This window comes from Catellatospora sp. NPDC049111 (assembly GCF_040648615.1).
Lineage (GTDB): Bacteria > Actinomycetota > Actinomycetes > Mycobacteriales > Micromonosporaceae > Catellatospora > Catellatospora aurea.
Genome location: NZ_JBEZEB010000021.1, coordinates 13,720 through 27,599, shown reverse-complemented (window position 1 = coordinate 27,599; position 13,880 = coordinate 13,720). Strand labels below are relative to the sequence as shown.

Annotated in this window: 14 protein-coding genes; 6 read left to right on the top strand and 8 right to left on the bottom strand. The window is 71.2% G+C overall.

Annotated features, from left to right (window positions below):
* Positions 1–12: 12 nt before the first annotated feature.
* Both AB0B66_RS25520 and AB0B66_RS25515 read right to left on the bottom strand, forming a co-directional pair.
* Positions 13–852 (bottom strand): NUDIX domain-containing protein, encoded by an 840-nt coding sequence (locus AB0B66_RS25520; RefSeq protein WP_360534572.1) that lies wholly within the window; start codon positions 850–852, stop codon positions 13–15.
* Between the two features lie 50 nt (positions 853–902).
* A complete protein-coding gene (locus tag AB0B66_RS25515; protein WP_360534570.1) occupies positions 903–1,685 on the bottom strand; it encodes a hypothetical protein in 783 nt (260 codons plus the stop codon).
* A 116-nt stretch (positions 1,686–1,801) separates the two neighbouring features.
* On the opposite strand from AB0B66_RS25515, the gene lysX reads away from it, so the two are divergent.
* The gene (lysX, locus tag AB0B66_RS25510) at positions 1,802–5,116 is read left to right on the top strand and encodes a bifunctional lysylphosphatidylglycerol synthetase/lysine--tRNA ligase LysX (protein WP_360534568.1); all 3,315 of its coding nucleotides are present in this window, start codon (positions 1,802–1,804) and stop codon (positions 5,114–5,116) included.
* A gap of 62 nt (positions 5,117–5,178) precedes the next feature.
* Positions 5,179–6,090, top strand: a complete 912-nt coding sequence (locus AB0B66_RS25505) for a polysaccharide deacetylase family protein (RefSeq protein WP_360534567.1) — start codon at positions 5,179–5,181, stop codon at positions 6,088–6,090.
* Positions 6,091–6,114: 24 nt separating this feature from the next.
* Here AB0B66_RS25505 and AB0B66_RS25500 read toward each other — a convergent pair whose 3' ends face one another.
* Positions 6,115–6,969 (bottom strand): hypothetical protein, encoded by an 855-nt coding sequence (locus tag AB0B66_RS25500; protein ID WP_360534565.1) that lies wholly within the window; start codon positions 6,967–6,969, stop codon positions 6,115–6,117.
* A 235-nt stretch (positions 6,970–7,204) separates the two neighbouring features.
* Here AB0B66_RS25500 and AB0B66_RS25495 point away from each other — a divergent pair, with 235 nt between their 5' ends.
* Positions 7,205–7,957, top strand: coding sequence for a DUF2127 domain-containing protein (locus AB0B66_RS25495; RefSeq protein ID WP_360534563.1), 753 nt, complete (start codon positions 7,205–7,207; stop codon positions 7,955–7,957).
* A 67-nt stretch (positions 7,958–8,024) separates the two neighbouring features.
* Here the strand turns inward: AB0B66_RS25495 and AB0B66_RS25490 are convergent, their stop codons facing one another.
* A complete protein-coding gene (locus AB0B66_RS25490; protein ID WP_360534561.1) occupies positions 8,025–8,429 on the bottom strand; it encodes a YidB family protein in 405 nt (134 codons plus the stop codon).
* A gap of 124 nt (positions 8,430–8,553) precedes the next feature.
* On the opposite strand from AB0B66_RS25490, the gene AB0B66_RS25485 reads away from it, so the two are divergent.
* Entirely contained in the window at positions 8,554–8,952 is a 399-nt protein-coding gene (locus AB0B66_RS25485) for a hypothetical protein (RefSeq protein ID WP_360534559.1), read from the top strand.
* Between the two features lie 44 nt (positions 8,953–8,996).
* On the opposite strand, the gene AB0B66_RS25480 is transcribed toward AB0B66_RS25485, so the two are convergent.
* Positions 8,997–9,767, bottom strand: coding sequence for an IclR family transcriptional regulator (locus AB0B66_RS25480; protein ID WP_360534557.1), 771 nt, complete (start codon positions 9,765–9,767; stop codon positions 8,997–8,999).
* Positions 9,768–9,802: 35 nt separating this feature from the next.
* On the opposite strand from AB0B66_RS25480, the gene eda reads away from it, so the two are divergent.
* Both eda and AB0B66_RS25470 read left to right on the top strand, forming a co-directional pair.
* The gene (gene eda / locus AB0B66_RS25475) at positions 9,803–10,486 is read left to right on the top strand and encodes a bifunctional 4-hydroxy-2-oxoglutarate aldolase/2-dehydro-3-deoxy-phosphogluconate aldolase (RefSeq protein ID WP_360534555.1); all 684 of its coding nucleotides are present in this window, start codon (positions 9,803–9,805) and stop codon (positions 10,484–10,486) included.
* Entirely contained in the window at positions 10,476–11,573 is a 1,098-nt protein-coding gene (locus tag AB0B66_RS25470; RefSeq protein ID WP_360534553.1) for a sugar kinase, read from the top strand. The genes eda and AB0B66_RS25470 overlap by 11 nt, the downstream gene beginning before the upstream one ends.
* 89 nt (positions 11,574–11,662) lie before the next feature.
* Here AB0B66_RS25470 and AB0B66_RS25465 read toward each other — a convergent pair whose 3' ends face one another.
* The 3 genes from AB0B66_RS25465 to AB0B66_RS25455 all read right to left on the bottom strand — a co-directional run bounded on the left by AB0B66_RS25465 (position 11,663) and on the right by AB0B66_RS25455 (position 13,871).
* Positions 11,663–12,184, bottom strand: coding sequence for a 2'-5' RNA ligase family protein (locus AB0B66_RS25465; RefSeq protein WP_360534551.1), 522 nt, complete (start codon positions 12,182–12,184; stop codon positions 11,663–11,665).
* Positions 12,185–12,324: 140 nt separating this feature from the next.
* Complete coding sequence (locus AB0B66_RS25460) at positions 12,325–13,068, bottom strand: Sir2 family NAD-dependent protein deacetylase (RefSeq protein ID WP_360534549.1); 744 nt, start codon at positions 13,066–13,068, stop codon at positions 12,325–12,327.
* Between the two features lie 23 nt (positions 13,069–13,091).
* On the bottom strand, positions 13,092–13,871 hold the full coding sequence (locus AB0B66_RS25455) for a hypothetical protein (protein ID WP_360534547.1): 780 nt from the start codon (positions 13,869–13,871) through the stop codon (positions 13,092–13,094).
* Between the last annotated feature and the right edge of the window lie 9 nt (positions 13,872–13,880).

Genomic DNA, 13,880 nt, shown 5'->3' with positions numbered 1-13,880 from the left:
GCGGCGCGCCTGTCAGGACAGCGGGTTGGCCGCCGGGACGGCGAGCAGGTCGAGGAAGGCGTGCTGGGTGTTGCCAGTGTCGCGCAGCAGCTCGCGGGCCTTGGCCAGGGGGATGAAGCGGCAGGTGACGACGAGGCCGGTGTCCCAGACGCCGGGGTCGCCGATGACGGTGTGCCGCCACTGGGCGCGCTCGTCGTCGGCGCGCAGGTGGAAGTAGACGTTGAGGTAGGGCCGCCGGGTGTCGGCGAACCGGCCGCTCTGCACACCCACCACGCTGAGCACGGACAGCGGGCCGGACACCCCGGTCTCCTCGTACGTCTCCCGGACCATCGCGTCGTTGAGCAGCTCGCCCCGTTCGACGCCGCCGCCGGGCAGGTGCGTGCCGGGGGTGCTCGGATACTCGAAGACCAGCAGTTCCAGCGCGTCGTTCGCGCCCCGGGTGACGTATCCGGTGACCCGCAGCCGGGTGGGCCGGTGCGCGCCGACGCCGCTGACCGAGACGAACAGCCCGACCTGCACCAGCGTGACCAGTACCGCGCCGACCGCCCACCACAGCGCGAAGTCGCCGAACACCGACGCGACGACCAGGCCGACGCCTAGCCCGCCTGCGATCGGCGCGGTGACCTGCCACCACAGCGGTGCGGCGGCCAGCCGGCGGCGGTCGCGCCAGATCCACCACCAGGCCAGCACCGACCCGGCGATCGCCAGCACCGCGCCGACCGTGTCGAGCAGGCCGGGGCCGTGCGCGTCGCTGAACGAGATCAGGCGCGGGCCGTCGTCGGGCACGGCCAGCAGCAGACCGCCCAGCAGGGTGCAGACCGCCCAGGCGGCGATGACGTGAGCACGGCGCACCTTCGGCTGCTCCTCCACTGACGACGGTGGTTGCACCATATCGGCCTGCCTCACCGTTGTGGGGGAGCGTCGTGGTGTCCGGCCAGCAGTTCCTGGAACCAGATCTTCGCCTTGATCGCGGGTCCGCGCAGCTGCGTCTCGCGCCACGTGGACCGGGCCAGCTTCGCTTCGGCCTGCGGGGTCGGCCGCAGGTAACGCCAGCGGGCCCAGGGGGAGTGCGGGCGGGCCAGCCGGATCGCGCCGACGATCAGCAGCACCGGGATGAACAGGCCGATCAGTCCCGTCCAGATCTTGCCCTTGACCAGGGTGAGCAGCACCAGGCCCAGGTGGGTGGACGCGATCGCCCCGGCGATGGCCCAGCCGAAACCGCCGGCCGCGGCGGCGGCCAGGATCAGCCGGTCGATCCCTGCCGGGCGTACGCCGAGCACCAGCAGCCCGGTCACCGCGACCGCCACGAACACGGCGTCGATCGAGGTGCGGCCCTTCTCCGACCAGTACACGTCCTCCAGGTGCAGGATCAGCGCGAACTCGTCGAGCACCAGGGCCGAGCCGATGCCGAACAGCGCGGCGAGGACCGAGCGCCAGAGCACGTACTCGTCCGGCACGACCAGCGCGGCGACGCCCGCCACCAGCATGAATACGACGCCGAAGACGACGTGGTGGATGTGCAGCCCGCCGCCGGGGGTGACGTTGCCGGGCCACCACTTCACCTGGGCTCGGATCATGCGGACCGAGAACCGGATGAACACGAACCCGAAGATCACCCCGGCGAAGAAGCAGAACAGCGGCAGCCGGCCGGTCTCCACGACCGTGCGGTGGAACCAGTCGGACACCGTCCCACCCCCGCCCCCATACCCGAGCTTTCATCGTATTTGCTGCGTTAAGTCTAGTGAGTGCCTTATGTTCGTGTTGACGCCCCGGAGACTTCGCCGACGAGACGAGGTGGCACGTGGCTCCACCTGCTGCAGGCGCGGCGACCCGCGCGAACGGACGGAACTGGCGGGGGAAGGTGCCCCGCGTCTTCGCCACCTTCATCGCCGCCATCGCCCTGATCAGTGCGCTGGCCGCGATCGGCGGCGCGATCGGGCACAGCACCCAGCCGCTGCGGCGCGTCCTCGACGACGTCCTGATCCCCGTCCCGGCGAACCTCGCATACGCGGCGTTCATGGCGGTGCTCGCCGCCGCCACCGCCCGGCGCAAGAAGATCGCCTGGTGGACCATGATCGTTTACCTGTTCATCGACGTCGGATCGAGCGTGCTCGCGCTCGGTGTGATCACGCTGGTGCCCGAGGGCGAGCTGGTCGACGACGCCGGAGTGCCGCTGTTCAGCGGCTGGGGCCGGGTGGCCACCAGCATCGCGGTGCTCGTCGGCGTCGCGGCGCTGATCATCCTGTTCCTGGCCCGCGACCAGTTCTACGCCCGGATCCGCAAGGGCGCGGTGTGGAAGGCCCTCGCGGTCTTCGCCGGTGTCGCCGCGGTCGGCATCGGCCTGGGCTACAGCCTGGTCGCCGCCTTCCCCGGCACGCTCGGCTCCGACGCCGGCGAGCAGCTGGCGTACGCGGCGGAGAAGGTGCTCGGCGGCGCGTTCGAGTTCGACGTGACCCGCGACGGCGCCGCGCCCGGTTGGGTCAACTTCCTCCTCGGCCTGTTCGGCGCGATCGCCGTGTTCGCGGCGTTGTTCACACTGCTGCGCTCGCAGCAGGTCAACGCGGTGCTGGAGCCTGCCGACGAGGTCAAGGTGCGCGGCCTGCTCGACCACTACGGCGAGCGCGACTCGCTGGGCTACTTCGCCACCCGGCGGGACAAGCTGGTGACCTTCTCCCCGAGCGGCAAGGCCGCCGTCACCTACCGCCCGGTCAACGGGGTGAGCCTGGCCAGCGGCGACCCGATCGGCGACCCGGAGGCCTGGGGCGCGGCCATCGGCGCGTGGCTGGAGGAGGCCCGCAGCTACGCCTGGACCCCGGCGGCCATGGGCGCCAGCGAGGAGGGCGCGACCGCGTACCACAAGGCGGGTCTGAAGGTTTTGGAGCTGGGTGACGAGGCGATCCTGCTGACCGACCGGTACTCGCTGGACGGCCGGGAGATGCGCCAGGTGCGCCAGGCCGTGAACCGGGTCGAGCGGGCCGGATACACCTCGACGGTGCGCCGGCATGCCGAGATCCCGCCCGAGGAGATGAAGGAGATCGCGGAGCTGGCCACCCGGTGGCGCGACACCGACAGCGAGCGCGGCTTCTCCATGGCACTGGGCCGCCTCGGCGACCCCAACGACGGGCAGTGCGTGCTGGTCGAGGCCCGCGACCGAGACGGCATCGTGCGCTCCATGCTGTCGTTCAGCCCGTGGGGCCGCCGCGGCCTGTCGCTGGACCTGATGCGCCGCGACCACGAGGCCGAGAACGGCGTCATGGAGTTCATGGTCACCGCGCTCATGACCGCCGCGCCGAAGCTGGGCGTGGAGCGGGTCTCGCTGAACTTCGCGGTGTTCCGGGCGGTGTTCGAGGAGGGCGGGCGCATCGGCGCCGGGCCGATTCTGCGGCTGTGGCGGCGGGTGCTGATGTTCTTCTCCAAGTGGTGGCAGCTGGAGCAGCTGTACCGCTCGAACATCAAGTACCAGCCGGAGTGGGTGCCGCGTTTCCTGTGCTTCGGCGAGCGGCGCGACCTGGCCAAGGTCGGCCTGGCCTCGGCGATCGCCGAGGGTTTCCTGACCGTGCCGGGCACGCCGGTCGCTGCGCTGGATGCGACCTCGGCCCCGGTCCTTGCGGGCCTGCCCGCGCCCGTGGAACCGGCGGCGCTGGCCGGTGCGGCGCACGACGAGAGCGTCAACGAGCAGATGGCGGTACGCCTGGCCAAGCTCGAACGGCTGCGCGCTGCCGGCGTCGACCCGTACCCGGTGGGCTTCCATCCGACCGCGACCTGCGGGCAGGTCCGTGCCCGCCATCCGGAGACGCCCGCCGACACCCGCACCGGCGACCGGGAGTCCGTGGCCGGCCGGGTGATGCTGCTGCGTGACCACGGCCACATCGCCTTCGCGACCATCCGCGACTGGGACGGCGACCTGCAGCTGATGATCGACCGGGACGTCGCGGCGTGGACCGAGGCGATCGACATCGGCGACCACGTCGGCGTCACCGGTGAGGTCGTGACCACCAAGCGCGGCGAGCTGTCGGTGCACGTGGACGCCTGGGAGATCACCGGAAAGTGCCTGCGCCCGCTGCCGGACAAGCACAGCGGCCTGTCCGACCCGGAGGCCAAGGTCCGCCAGCGCTACCTGGACCTGATCACCAGCAGCACCGCGCGGGAGCTGCTGAAGGCGCGCAGCGCGGCGGTGCACAGCCTGCGCCAGTCGTTCAGTGACCGGGGCTTCATCGAGGTGGAGACGCCGATCCTGCAGCGCATCCACGGTGGCGCCAACGCCCGCCCGTTCACCACCCACATCAACGCCTACGACCTGCGCCTCTACCTGCGCATCGCGCCCGAGCTGTACCTGAAGCGGCTGGCCGTCGGCGGCGTGGAGAAGGTGTTCGAGCTGGGCCGCACGTTCCGCAACGAGGGCGTGGACTACAGGCACAACCCCGAGTTCTCGATGCTGGAGGCGTACCAGGCCTATGCCGACTACGACTCGATGCTCACGCTGACCCGCGAGGTGGTGCAGTCCGCGGCGCGGGCCGCCAACGGCGAGTGCGTGATCATGCACGACGGGCAGGCGCACGACGTGTCGGGGGACTGGACCGTGCGCACCGTCGACGAGGCGGTGTCGTCCGCGCTCGGTGAGGAGATCACCGCCGACACCGATGTGGAGAAGCTGCGCAAACTCTGCGACGCCGCGAAGATCCCGTACGACCCGAAGTGGGGCCGCGGCGCGGTGGTGCTGGAGATGTACGAGCGGCTGGTCGAGGAGAAGACCGTCCTGCCGACGTTCTACAAGGACTTCCCGACCGACGTGTCGCCGCTGACCCGGCAGAGCCGCGTGGACGCGCGGCTGGCCGAACGCTGGGACCTGGTCGCCTTCGGCACCGAGCTGGGCACCGCGTACTCCGAGCTGACCGACCCGATCGAGCAGCGCCGCCGGCTCACCGAGCAGTCGCTGCTGGCCGCGGGCGGCGACCCGGAGGCGATGGAGCTGGACGAGGACTTCCTGCAGGCCCTGGAGTACGCCATGCCGCCCACGGGCGGACTCGGCATCGGCGTCGACCGGCTGGTCATGCTGCTCACCGGGCGGTCAATCCGGGAGACCCTGCCGTTCCCGCTGGTGCGCGGAGCGCGCTGAAGGCCATACCGCCTATTAGGGCATTTTGGTATGATGCTGATAAATAGGTCGCAGGAGGGCCCATGCGCGCCGGATCGGCTCCAGGGAACCGACGGCGCGCGATCATCACCGCGCTGGTGCTGACCGTCGTCATCCTGGTCGGCGGATTCATGCTCGGGCACCTGGCCGGCAGCCACTCGCGCACCGGCCTCGGCGACCGGTCGGACCTGCCGAAGACCTCACGCGACCGGGTCGGGCCGTATGTCCGGCTGGCACTGCCGCCGCTGCCGCCCCGGCCTCAGCCGATCACCGGTCCCGACCGCCCGCCGCTGCCCGCCGAGAAGGGCGGCCCGTTCGGCAGCCGACTGACCACCGGCACCCCCGAGATCGCGCTGACCTTCGACGACGGCCCGGACGAGGTGTGGACGCCGCAGGTGCTGGCCCTGCTGCGCGACTACGGCGTGCGGGCCACCTTCTGCATGATCGGCGCCAAGGCCGCGAAGCACCCCCAGCTGGTACGGGATGTCGTGGCGGACGGGCACACCCTGTGCAACCACAGCTGGAGCCACGACGTCTTTCTCGGCCTGCGCGACGAGCAGGCGGTGCTCGCCGACATGCGCCGCGCCAACGAGGCGCTCACCAGCGCCGCACCGTCGGCGCGTGTCTCCTACTACCGCCAGCCGGGCGGGAACTGGTCGCCGGTCGTGGTGGCCGCCGCGCGGCGGCTGGGCATGACCGCGCTGCACTGGCGGGTCGATCCGAACGACTGGCAGCTCGGGCCGTCCTACCGCATCGCGGCGGACGTCACCGAGCAGGCCGCCCCGGGCGCGATCGTGCTGCTGCACGACGGCGGCGGCGACCGCGCCCGCACGCTGTCGGCGCTGCGCACCATCCTGGCGAACCTGATCACGCGGTTCCACCTGGCGCCGCTGCCGCCGGGCATGGAAGAGCCCCGGCCGTCCGGAACCGATTGGTTCGGACGACCGGGGCAGTGACTCACCGCCGCGGTGGCGTGCGGTTCATCGGGTCAGTGCGTCGACGACCTGCTGGGCACGGGTCTCGTGCTTGGCGTAGTGGTACGGGAAGGCCGAGACCTGGACCTCCTGGATGGCCAGGGTCAGCGGCATGTCCTGCCAGCCCTGGACGTTGTCCAGCGCCTTGTAGAACTGGGTCGCCGCGTACTTGGGCTGCATCAGGTCGCGCACGGTGCCCCAGCCGGAGGTCGGGCGCTGCTGGAACAGGCCGACCGAGTCGTGGTCGGAACCCTCACCCTGGTTGGTGTAGTTGTACGACTCCGCGTAGACGGTGCTGGCCAGGTTGTACAGCTGGCTCTCCTGCATCGCGCAGGCGATGGCCGCCACGTAGGCGCGCTTGGGCAGGCCAAGCTGCTGACCGGCCTGCACGATCGCCTGGGCGTTGCGCATCTGGGTCATGTCCAGCCCGGCGACGGGGCGCAGGACGGGTTGGGGGGCGGCCTTCGGCTTCGCCGCGGCCTTGGGCTTGGCCTTGGGGGCTGCGGCCTTCGGCTGCGCCTGCGGGACGGCCTTCGGGGCCGCCGCCTCGACGGGCGTGACCGCGCTGATCGCGGCGCGGTCCAGCGACCGCGTCGCGGCCTGCGCCGCCTCGGCCCGGCTCGCGCTCTGCAGGGTCACCTGGGTGTCGGGTGCGCCGGCGCCGGCCGCCACTCCGCCGACCGTGGCGGCGCCCAGGGCGCCGACGAGGCCGGTCACTGCCATCAGCTTGCGCGAGTCGGCCGACTTGAGCCGGCTGATCGCCTCCGCGAGGGACTTGAGGGGACTGGACAGGGGATTCTGGCGGGTAGCCGCTCGGTGACGGCCGACTCCGCGCTGCTCGTGTGCTCCGTTGCCACGCATTCGCCGAGCTTATGAAGGCGATCGGCCGCTGCCCACCCGCAAACAGTGGCCGGGGCCACTGCTGAGCGCTGAAAAGGCGCAGGTCACGCCCCTAGTCCATGCTTTCGTAGATTGTTGATGTAGTACTTTCGGCCGATGGCAATACGGACATTTCGTGCGGCTGAGGTGCCTGGCCAATCGGCCTGAAACGGGCCGAAAACGGATAGCCTGTGAGTGGTATTCAGGCGGGAGCGCTATGGACTGGAACCTGCTGGCCTGCGCCCGGCACCACCTCACGTACTCCCCGGACGAGCCGGAACTGCGCGATCACCTGTGCGTGCCGACCGTGGAGGGGCCGGCCTGGCGCTGCCTGCGCTGCGGGAACTACGTGCCCGGGCCGCCGCGCGCCGCCGGGCCCGCCGACGAGGCGCCCGTGCCGCTGCGCGGCCAGCTGCTGCGCGACGCCGTGGTGCTGCGGGCGCTGGCGGTCGAGCGCCTGGTCCGCGGGGTGCTGCTGCTTCTCGGGGCGTACGCCGTCTGGCGCTTTCGCGGCGAGCGGCTCGCCGTACAGGCCGAGTTCGACCAGGACCTGCCCCTGCTCCAGCCGCTGGCCGACCGGTTGCACTGGAACCTTGCCGACTCGCCGCTGGTGCACCTCGTGCGCACCGCCCTGGCCACCCGGCCGCAGACGCTCACCCTGATCGCCGCCGCGCTCGCCTGCTACGGGCTGCTCCAGCTCACCGAGGCGACCGGGCTGTGGCTGCTGCGCCGCTGGGGCGAGTACCTGACGGCGGTGGCCACCGCGATCTTCATCCCGCTGGAGGTGTACGAGCTGGTCGAGCGCGTCACCTGGGTCCGGGTCACCGCCCTGGTCATCAACATCGCCGCCGTGGTCTTCCTCGTCTACCGCAAGCGCCTGTTCGGCGTGCACGGCGGCCGCGCCGCGTACGACGCCGAACGCCACCACGCCAGCCTCCTCCAACTGGCCCGCGCCGCCACCGCCCCCTGATCCGCCCGGACGTGGAGCGCCCGCCCGGCGGGGCCGGGCGGGCGCTGGTGCGGGCGGTTCAGCCGGGTCACTGGCCGAAGAGCTTGCCCATCATCTGCTGGAGCTGCTGCGGGTCAGGCATCTGGCCCTCCGGCGTCGCCTGGTTGACGATCTCGGGCAGCACCTTGGCGAGGTCGTCGGCGGCCTGGCGCGGCGTGGTGCCTGCTTCCTGGGCCACGTGCTCAAGCGTGCCGCCGCCGAGCGCCTGCTGCAGCTGTGCACCGGTGACGGTCTCGTTCTTGCCGGTGCCGACCCAGGACTGCACCTGGGGGCCTAGGCCCGACCTGCTCAGCTGATCCACCAGACCGCTGAGGTTCGCCTGACCGCCACCGCCACCACCGCCGCCGGACATCTGGCTGAACAGACCCTTGAGCAGGCTCTGGATCTGCGGGTCGCTCATCAGCTTCATGATCTGGTTGAGGTCGACTGCCATTTCCCGTTACCCCCGTACTCGGTGCTTGGACACTCTTCCTCGACCCTAGGGGGTCGGCCGAACGGCTGAGGCAAAAGCGGTGAAATCCTCCAGGCACTGGCGGCGTTCGTCCAGAATGTGCCGCATGACGGAATACACCGATGAAGAACGCCAGACCCTGCGCACTGCGGCCTTCGGGGCGGTCTTCCTGGTATCCCATGCCGACCCCGGCTTCTTCGCGAGTTTCAAGGAGAGCATCGCGGGCGCCAAAGCGCTCGCCGGCGCGTCGCCCGAGCTGCAGAGCGTGTTCAAGTCCGGCGGCCTGCCCGAGATCCCCAAGGGCTCACCGGCCGAGCTGGAGTCCGGTGTGCTCACCGCCCTGCAGCAGTCGACGGGCATCCTGCAGGCCAAGTCGCCGCAGGATCTGACCGAGTTCCGCTCGGTCATCACCGCCGCCTGCGACCAGGTCGCCAACGCCTCCGGCGGCGTCAAGGACACCGAGACCGCCGCCATCGCCAAGGTCAAATCCGCCCTCGGCGCCTGACCGGCCGCCGGTCGTCCAAGATCGCCCGTTGATCACCGGGCCGCTCAGGGGAGCAGGTGGGCGGCGGCGCGGAGTTGGGTGGCGTGGCGGTGGAGGTCGGCGACGATCTCGGTGACCGTGGTGTCGCGCAGGCGGGCCAGCGGGACGGAGACGCTGATCGCGTCGGCGGCGGGCGTACGCAGCGGCACGGCTACGGCCAGGCACATGATGCCCTCGGTGTTCTCCTCGCGGTCCTCGGCGTGGCCGGCCTCGCGCACCCGCGCCAGCTCGGCGTGCAGGGCCTCGGGCGTGGTGATGGTGTGCGGGGTGAGCGCGGCCAGGGGCCAGTCGAGCAGCCGGTCGACCTCGTCGTCGGCCCGCGCGGCCAGCAGTGCCTTGCCCAGGGCGGTGGCGTGGGCGGGCAGCCGGCGACCGATTGCGCTGAACAGCCGCAGCGGATGCGCCGACTCACGTTTCGCTATGTAAACGACGTTCGGCCCGTCGAGTCGGCCAAGGTGCACGGTCTCGCCGAAGCGGGCCGACAGGGCGTCCAGGGTGGCGTTGACCAGCCCGACCGAGTCGTCGCTGTCCAGATATGACGCACCGACCTGCAAGGCGCGTACGCCGAGCCCGAAGCGGGTGCCCGTGGCATCGGCCTCCACCCAGCCGCGCTGGGCCATCGTGCGCAGCAGGCCGTGCAGGCTGCTCTTGGGGATGTCCAGGTCACGGGACAGCTCGACCAGCCCGCGCGGGCCGCCCGAGGCGAGCGCCTCCAGCAGTTCGAGGGTGCGGTCGGCGGACTTCACCGGCGGGCGGTCGGCCCCCTGCTGGTTCATTGCCAATCCCTTCGTCCGCCACTATGGTCACATACGTGACTGCTGTTCACCAACATGAACGTTCATCTGACATCGTCCGGCTGCTCGCCGGTGACCGGCTGCTGCCGGTGGTCATCCTCCCCGACGCCTCCGCCGCCGAACCGCTGGCCGCCGCGATCACCGCGGGCGGGCTCCGCTCCATCGAGGTCACCCTGCGCACCCCCGCCGCGCTGGAGTCGATCAAGCGGCTCGCGGCCTCGTCGGACCTGCTGGTCGGCGCGGGCACCGTGCTGAACCCCGAGCAGGCCGAACGGGCCGTCGAGGCCGGCGCCCGCTACGTGGTCTGCCCCGGTTTCAGCGCCGCGGTGGTCCGCCGCTGCCAGGACCTCGGCGTGCCCGTGTTCCCCGGCGTGGCCACCCCGACCGAGATCCAGATGGCCCTGGAGGCGGGCCTGGAGGCGGTGAAGTTCTTCCCGGCCGAGCAGCTCGGCGGCGCTGCGATGGTCAAGGCGCTGTCCGCGCCGTTCCCCGGCGTGCGCTTCGTGCCCACCGGCGGGGTGACCACCGCCAACCTGGCAGCGTACCTGGCCGTGCCGGCGGTGCTCGCGGTCGGCGGCACCTGGATGGTCGCCGCGGATCTGCTGGCCGCCGGGGACTACGCCGAGATCACCCGGCGTACCGCCGCGGCCGTCGCGGCGACCCGCCCGGCTGAGCCCGAAGGAGACTCCGATGCCCGTTGACGTCCGCCCGGCTGAGGACTGCCGCTACGACCTGGTCTCGCTCGGCGAGGTGATGCTGCGGCTCGACCCGGGCGAGGGCCGGGTGCGCACCGCGCGCTCGTTTCGCGCCTGGGAGGGCGGCGGGGAGTACAACGTCGCGCGCGGGCTGCGCCGGTGCTTCGGTTTGCGTACCGCACTGGTCAGCGCTTTCGCCGACAACGAGGTGGGCCGGCTGTTGGAGGACATGATCCTCACCGGCGGCGTGGACACCTCGCTGGTGAAGTGGCTGCCGTACGACGGCATCGGCCGCACCGTGCGCAACGGACTCAACTTCACCGAGCGCGGCTTCGGCGTACGCGGCGCGGTCGGCGTCTCCGACCGGGGCCACACCGCCGCCGGGCAGCTGCGCCCCGAGGACGTGGACTGGGAGCACCTGTTCGGCACGCTGGGTGTGCGTTGGTTCCACACCGGCGGCATCTACGCGGCGCTGTCCGACACCACGCCCGACGTGATCGAGGCGGCGATGGCGGCCGCCCGCCGGCACGGCACCGTCATCTCGTACGACCTCAACTACCGCCCCAGCCTGTGGAAGGCGATCGGCGGCAAGGCGCGGGCGCAGGAGGTCAACCGGCGGCTGGCCCGCTACGTCGACGTGATGATCGGCAACGAGGAGGACTTCACCGCCAGCCTGGGCTTCGAGGTGCCCGGCACGTCCGAGGACCTGTCCGACCTGGAAGCCGAGAACTTCGAGAAGATGATCGGCCAGGTCGTGCAGGAGTACGACAACTTCAAGGTGGTCGCCACGACGCTGCGTACCGTACGCAGCGCGACGATCAACGACTGGGGCGCGGTCGCCTGGAGCCGCGACGGCTTCGCGCACGCCACGCACCGCCCCGGCCTGGAGATCATGGACCGGGTCGGCGGCGGCGACAGCTTCGCCAGCGGCCTGATCTTCGGCCTGCTCACCACCGGCGACCTGGGCCGCGCGGTCGAGTACGGCGCCGCCCACGGCGCGCTCGCGATGACCACTCCCGGCGACACCTCGATGGCGACCCGCGCCGAGGTCGAAGCCCTGATGGCCGGCGCCGGCGCCCGCGTCCAGCGCTGACCCGCCCGGATACCCGCAGGCCAAGACACCGAAATGATAGGAAGGGCACCTTCACATCGCATAGCGATGTGAAGGTGCCCTTCCTTGCCTCAGGCGGCCGGGAGTGGGTGGTACAGGTCGCGGGCGTGGTCGGCGACGGCCGCGCCGGTGATGGTGGCCTCCAGCGGCAGCATGTCCAGGCAGAGGCGGATGGCGTCGGTCATCTTCACCAGCGGCACGCGCATGGACAGCGTGCAGTGCGGCACCCAGGCCCCGGGCTGGTAGAACGATCCGGTCTCGATGCCCGCCGCGGTCAGCCGCCCGTGCACCGCCGCGTGGTGGGCCAGCAGCTCGGCGGTCGGCACCGGCCCGAGCCAGAGCACGCGGCCCAGGAACTGCCCGATGTGGTCGAACGTGAGCCGGATCGGCGGCGCGATCGCCAGCCCGCGCAGCGCCGCCTCGACCGCGGGCCCGTCGAGCGCGTCCGCGCTGGTGATGGACAGGTGCGGCCGGTGCTTGCGATGGGTGAGGTCGCGCAGGGTGGGCACCCCCTCGGCCTCCAGGGCGTTCCAGAGGGTACGCAGCCGCGCGGTCGCGACGGGGTCGAGGTAGAGCTCCAGGGCAGCGGCCATGGTCGGACACAGTACCGCCAAGATCGCCCCCCAACGACCGAGTATCGACCCGCTGATCACGACGATCTTGCGTGGACTGTGGGTGTGACATGCCCGCAACGGGCATCTGCCCAACAGTTCGCGCAAGATCGTCGTGAGGTTCAGGACGGGTGGGCGGCGATGAGGGCCGCGACCATGCGGGGGAGGGCTTCGCCGATCGGGTCGCGGATCACCTCGTCGGCGACGGGGTCGTAGGGGGTGGGCTGGGCGTTGACGATGGTGGTCTTGGCGCCCTCGGTCATGGCGATGGCGCAGAGGGAAGCGGCGGGCTGGACCATCAGCGAGGTGCCGACCGCCCAGAAGACGCGGCAGGCCTTGGCGATCGCGCCGGCCTGGGCGAGGGTCTCGCCGTCCAGGTTCTCGCCGAACATGACCGTGCCGGCCTTGAGGATGCCGCCGCAGGACAGGCAGGCCGGGTCCGGGTCGCCGGCCTCGACCCGGTCCAGGGCGTCGCGCATGGTGCCGTGCTCGCCGCAGCCCATGCAGCGCACCGTGAACATGGTGCCGTGCAGCTCCAGCACCTTGCGCGGGGTCGAGCCCGCCTTCTGGTGCAGGCCGTCGATGTTCTGCGTGATGATGCGCACCGGGAAGCCCGCCCGCTCCAGCTCGACCAGGGCGAGATGCGCGGGGTTGGGCTGAGCGGTCCACGCCGCGTTGTCGGCCCGGGCCTGCCACGAGGCGCGGCGCACGGCGGGGTCGGACATGTAGTACTCGTAGGTGAACATCTTCTCGGCGGCCGGATCCCGGGTCCACACGCCCTGGGGTCCGCGAAAGTCCGGGATCCCGGAATCGGTGGAGATACCCGCCCCGGTCAGAACCGCGATCATCGGCTTGCGCTCGGTCATGACGTCCATGTTTTCAAAGGCGCTCAAATCAATTCGCCAGAAGCGGGCGCGCACGGCCGCCCAGCCGCCGACGGCTCACCGCACAGGTAGCACCAGTCGGACTCGGCGGGCTGGAGCGTGCCGAAGGCCGGCACCTCCCGCGCATCGGGGACCTCGGTGGCACGTAGGGCGAACGCCCACAGATTCCACCGATCCATGCCCTCGTGGATCCAGCTGCCCAGTTCCGCGAAGAAGGCCAGCTCGTCGCCGACCCACCAGAGCAGTCCCGGGCCGCAGGCTTCCGTGCACACCGGCGGTAGCCCGATTCCGGTGATCGGCGGCACGACGTCGTTCGGGACCCTGAACTCGAAGCTGCGGTGGGGCCGGTGACGCAGCTCCGCCAGCAACGCGTCGTTCTCGAGACGTTGCTCGACACTGCGGCAGAGGACCCGGTAAGGGACGGTCTCGCCGAAGTCGACGGCGACACGGCCGTCGGCCAGCACATCGAGACCCCAGGTCAGGTCCCCGTCCACGATTCCTTTGAACGCCCAGCCTTGCTCGGCGGCGCGGGCTGCCGGTCTGCCGTTCAGTCCGTACGTTATGGGGTTGCCGACGATGAGCCTGTAGGCGATGCCCCCGAAACGGTGCTCGAACCCGACCATCGCTTCGACGACCTCCGCCGGGGGCCTGCTCACCCGACCGGCCGTGTCGACGGCCCGCGCCTGCGCGCGGATCACCTCCTCGGGCGTCGGGTCCCTCCGGTCCGCCCGGGAGAGCAACTGCCGCAGCGGTCGGCTCACCGCCGGGTCGTCGAGGATGTGCACGCCGCACAG